Raw genomic sequence first — 4,823 nt, forward strand, 5'->3', positions numbered from 1 at the left:
TGAGGCGGGTGCTGGGTTGGGACGGGTTGGGGCGGCGGGGGCGCAAAAACTACGCCCCCGCCCGATCCCGCCCCCGCCGCCTCCCCAACAGCTCCGCCAACCCCCGCCGAGTAGCCGCCAGCACCACCCGATCCTCCGCCCGCAGCACATACGTCTCCGGCAGATCCCACACCAGCCCCGAAGGCCGCCCCTCCACCGGTGCCCCCACCCCCGTGTCCAGCGCCAGCACCCGCCACGCCCCCGCCCGAAACGCCTCCCCCACCGTCCGCCCCTCCAGCTCCGCATGCCCGCCCACCCGCATCGCCGCGAACAGCAACACCCGCCGCTCGACAGGAATCGTGCCCAGGATCTGCGTCTGGCGCCCCATCATCGCCCCGGCGAACGCGGGCGCCGCCAGATGCGAAACGCTCCGGCTCCGGGTCGTCGCGCCGGGGTGCGCCGCGCGCAGGGTGCGGTACACGGCGGTGGCGAAGTCGTCGTCGTACAGGCGCAGGACGACGCGCAGGTCGGGCCGTACGGAACGCCCGTACAGCACCGCCTCCAGGTTGGTCGTGTCGGCGCTGGTGAGGGCGAGGAGGGCCTGTGCGCGGTTGATCTTCGCGGCTTCCAGGACGCCCTCCTGGGTCACATCACCCAGTACCACCGGCACACGCAACCGCCGTGCCGTCGCCAGACCCCGCGCCTCCGGGTCCGCCTCGACGCACACCACCGGGATGTTGAGTTCGCGCAACCGGGTCAGCACCCTCGTGCCGATCTTGCCGAGTCCGAGCAGCACCACATGCCCGCCGAGCCCACGCGGCGGCTTGCGCACGGCGGAACCGCTCCGGAAGGTGCCCAGCGCCTCCAGCACCGCAGCCAGCAGCACCGGCAGCAGCAGCAACCCGACCAGCCCGGACAGGAGTTGGAGGATCTGGCGGGTCATGGACGCCCCGATCGCGGGGTCGTTGATCGCGAAGAGGTCGAGCAGGGTCAGGTACGTGGCGTGGACGGGGTGGTCGCCCGTCGCGACCGTCAGCGCGACCGCGAGGGCGATCACACAACCGACCATCACCGCCAGGGACCAGCGCAGCCGCCGCGAGAACAGCGAGCCGAACGGAGGGACCACGCCCCGGCCCCGGCCGCCCGACATCGACGTCCCGGAGTACGCGTACGACACCTGCTGGAGTACGACCGTCCCGCGCCCCGTCGCCGCAGCCACCGCCGCCGCGTCGGGGAGCAGCCGGGGCCCCTGGTCGCCGTCGCTCTCGGAGCCGTCGGCGCCGGCCGGGTCGCTGCTGGTGGTGGAGAGCAGGGCGAGTGTGTACAGGCCGGGGTCGGCGACCTCGCCCGGCGCGGGCGGCTGCCGTTCCACCGCGCGCAGCAGCAGCCCGTCGGTCTGGATGACCTTGCTGGTACCGGTGATGGCGGTGGCGGCGAGCGCGGGAGCGGCCGTGTCGGCGTCGGACAGCACGGTGGTGGACGCGTCGACCCTCCTGTCCGCACCACTGCCGTCACCCTCGGCCATCGCTGCCGCCGCCGCCAACACCGAGGCCTGGTCGAGGAGTTCCTCGATGTGCTGGCCCAACCGCCGGTTGTAGAGCCGCAGTACGAGCCGCAGGCGTGGGTTGAGGCGGCGGGCGGTGAGGGCGGCGCGGATGTTGGTCTCGTCGTCGTCGTACACGAGAGCCAGGGCCGCCGCCCGCTCCCCGCCCGCCTCGGCGAGCACCGCCTCGGTCAGCTCGACGGCCTCCAACACCCCTTCGTGCAGGGAGGGTTCACCAGAGCCACCAGGAGCAGTGGTGGTCCCGTTGCCCGCCGCCCTGCTGACGACCGCCGACATCCGGTCCAGCAGAGCCGACGCCGTCCCGGCGGCCCGGACGACCACCGGCGGCCGTACGTTCCGCTCCGAGGGCGGTACGACGAGGGTGACCTGTTCGCCGTACACGTTCCGGAGTTCGTGGGCGAGCCGGTGGGCGAGCCCGTCGTCCCCGCACACGATCATGTGACCGACCGGATCACCCGCACCCGGCCCGTTCGGTCCGTTCGGCCCGCTCTGACTCGGAAGGTTCCCCAGGATCGCCACGAGGGAAAAGACTGCCTCACCGGGACAGGTGGTTCCCGACCGGGGCCGATGCCGCAATCATGACCCAATGCAGCGGCCCCACCCACGCCACCCCCAGACCCGCCTACCCCGGCTCCACACCCCCGAGTGGTTCACGGCCGACGACGCGACCCTCAACGTCGCGCTGGTGTACCCGATGCAGGGCCCTGCCGGGATCTTCGGCCCGGCGTGCGAGGCGTGCGCGCGGCTGGCCGCCGAGGAGGTCAACCGGGCGGGCGGGGTCCTGGGCAAGGAGCTGCGGCTGATCGAGGTCGACGGGGGCGCCGAGCCGCAGCGGGTCGCCGGGGAGGTCGAGGCGCTGGTCGCGACCGGTGTGGTGCAGGGCGTCACCGGCTGGCACATCTCGTCCGTACGGCAGGCCGTGGCGCCCCGGGTCGCGCACCGGGTGCCGTACGTCTACACGGCCCTGTACGAGGGCGGCGAGCGCACCGAGGGCGTCTTCCTGACGAGCGAGACGCCCGCCGGGCAGCTGCGCCCGGCGATGCGGCTGATCAGCGAGGCGCGGGGCGTACGGCGCTGGTTCGTCGTCGGCAACAACTATGTGTGGCCCCGGCAGACGGCCCGCGCCGCCCGCCGGTACGCGCGCGAGAACCGGGGCCGGGTGTGCGGGGAGGCATACCTGCCGCTGGGCACGGACGACTTCACCGACGTACTGCGGCGCATCGAACACGCGGACGCGGACGGGGTGTTGATGCTCCTCGTCGGCAGCGACGCGGTCCGCTTCAACCGTGCCTTCGGCGCCTTCGGGCTCGACCGGCGGAGTGTCCGGCTGAGCACCCTCATGGACGAGAACATGCTGATGGCCAGCGGCCCCGAGGCGACCCGCGACCTGTTCAGCACGGCCGGTTTCTTCGCGTCACTGGCCAACCAGGACACCCTGGACTTCCACGGCAGTTACGCCGCCCGGTTCGGCATCGACGCCCCGGCGCCCGGCAGCCTCGGCGAGTCCTGCTACGAGGGCGTGCTGCTGCTCGCCGCCCTCATCGAACGCGCCCGCACGCTCGACGTGTCCGCGATCGGCGCGGCGGCGGACGCGGTGTCGTACGAGGGCCCGCGCGGCCTCCTGCGCCTGCGCGACCGGCATGTACGCCAGCGCATCTACCTGGCGGAGGCGGACGGCCTCGACTTCACCGTCCTCGCCCAACTGGACACCGGGGAAGCCGGAAATTAGGTCCTCCATAGATCCTTCCGTCCGGAAGCATTAATTGACGAAATTTAGTTCCGCCGGAAACTGTTCTTCAATTGCGCGGAAACGCCCTCGAAACAGTTAACTCCCAGGCTGTGGACGCACTTACCCCCTCGCGTCCCCCTCCTCCCCTTCTCCTCCTCCCCTCTCCTCTTCCCTCCTCCCCAAGGGCGGTTCCGCATGTCTGGGCTCAGTATCAACAGGCGTGGTCTGTTGGCCGGTATATCGGCCGTGGGCGCGTCCGCCGCTCTCAGCGCCTGTGGCGCGAAGACCGGTTCGGACACGTCCTCGGACGCCGGTGTGAAGGGCGACACCTCCGGCAGCACGGTCAAGGTGGGTCTGCTCAACTCGCTGTCCGGCACGATGGCGATCAGTGAAGTCACCGTCCACAACGCGCTGTTGCTCGCGGTGAAGGAGATCAACGCGGCCGGTGGTGTGCTGGGCAAGAAGCTGAACCCGATCAGCCAGGACGGTGCCTCGGACTGGCCGACCTTCGCGGAGAAGGCGGAGGCGCTGATCAAGGACGACAAGGTCGTGGCGACCTTCGGCTGCTGGACCTCGTCGAGCCGCAAGGCGGTGAAGCCCGTCTTCGAGCGGTACAAGTCACTCCTCTTCTACCCCGTGCAGTACGAGGGACTTGAGGAGTCGCCGTACATCTTCTATACGGGTGCGACGACGAACCAGCAGATCGTGCCGGCGCTGGATTACCTGAAGAAGCAGGGGCTGACGAAGCTGTACCTGGTCGGCAGCGACTACGTCTTCCCGCGCACGGCCAACAAAATCATCAAGGCGTATGCGAAGGCCAAGGGGATGACGGTGGTCGGTGAGGACTACGCGCCGCTGGGCTCGACGGAGTTCTCCACGATCGTCAACAAGGTCAAGAACTCCGGTGCGGACGCCGTGTTCAACACCCTCAACGGGGACAGCAACGTGGCGTTCTTCAAGGAGTACAAGTCCTCCGGGATGACCGCGAAGAGCATGCCGGTGCTGTCCGTCTCCATCGCGGAGGAGGAGGTGAAGAGCATCGGGACGCAGTACCTGGAGGGGCAGTTGACGGCGTGGAACTACTACCAGACGACGCCGGGCGCTGCGAACACGAAGTTCGTCGCGGCGTACCAGGCGGCGTACGGCAAGGGGAAGCCGACCAGTGACCCGATGGAGGCCGCGTACATCTCGGTGTACCTGTGGAAGGAGATGGTCGAGAAGGCGGGCTCCTTCGACGTGCCGAAGGTGAAGGCGGCCTCGGACGGCATCACCTTCGCGGCCCCTGAGGGCGAGGTCACCGTCGACGGTGCGAGTCAGCACGTCTACAAGACGGCGCGGATCGGCAAGGTGGGCGCCGACGGCTTGATCACGGAGGTCTGGAACTCAGGCAAGCCGATCAAGCCGGACCCCTTCCTGAAGGGCTACGACTGGGCGTCGGGCCTGTCCTAAGCAGTTTCCTCGCCCCCGCCGCCCCTCCCCGTCCCATCCTCGGAGGCTCCGCCCCCGAACCCCCGTTCGTCCTCAAACGCCGGACGGGCTGACATACCAGCC

General features: G+C 70.0%; 3 protein-coding genes. 2 read left to right on the plus strand and 1 reads right to left on the minus strand.

Going from position 1 to position 4,823, the window contains the following annotated elements; translation table 11 throughout:
• Positions 1 to 49 precede the first annotated feature (49 nt).
• The gene (locus ACWDR4_RS49780) at positions 50 to 1,981 is read right to left on the minus strand and encodes a potassium channel family protein (RefSeq protein ID WP_450418791.1); all 1,932 of its coding nucleotides are present in this window, start codon (positions 1,979 to 1,981) and stop codon (positions 50 to 52) included.
• Between the two features lie 148 nt (positions 1,982 to 2,129).
• On the opposite strand from ACWDR4_RS49780, the gene ACWDR4_RS49785 reads away from it, so the two are divergent.
• The gene (locus ACWDR4_RS49785; RefSeq protein ID WP_450418793.1) at positions 2,130 to 3,272 is read left to right on the plus strand and encodes a substrate-binding domain-containing protein; all 1,143 of its coding nucleotides are present in this window, start codon (positions 2,130 to 2,132) and stop codon (positions 3,270 to 3,272) included.
• Positions 3,273 to 3,467: 195 nt separating this feature from the next.
• Positions 3,468 to 4,721: an urea ABC transporter substrate-binding protein gene (urtA, locus tag ACWDR4_RS49790; RefSeq protein ID WP_450418794.1), complete on the plus strand. Its 1,254-nt coding sequence runs from the start codon at positions 3,468 to 3,470 to the stop codon at positions 4,719 to 4,721.
• Positions 4,722 to 4,823 lie beyond the last annotated feature (102 nt).

The organism is Streptomyces sp. NPDC000878, assembly GCF_053599695.1.